Below are 277 nucleotides of genomic sequence, written 5' to 3' on the forward strand. Positions count from 1 at the left end.
TGATGATCAGAATAATGATCAACGTAGTAGTAGAAATGTGTTCCAGGGGAAACTCCTTTTCTGGGTTTAGCTGATTAACTGCTGGACAATTCGGCTGCCGAAGTAGGCCAGTGTCAGAATTACCGCGCCCGCAACGTTAAACCAGACGACGCGGCGTCCACGCCATCCTTCATGGTAATGTCCCCACAGCAGCACAATATAGACAAACCACGCCACGATAGAGAGCACAGCCTTGTCGATATTTTCCATGCTAAATAGGTTGTGCATGTAGAACAGG

1 protein-coding gene is annotated in these 277 nt (G+C 48.0%); it reads right to left on the reverse strand.

Translation table 11 applies throughout. The annotated features are described in order from the left end of the window. Positions 1–66 precede the first annotated feature (66 nt). Positions 67–277 (reverse strand): cytochrome c biogenesis protein CcsA (gene ccsA, locus SB775_RS29070; RefSeq protein ID WP_410864679.1); only part of this gene is annotated, 211 nt, incomplete at its 5' end.

The organism is Peribacillus sp. SIMBA_075, assembly GCF_046534585.1.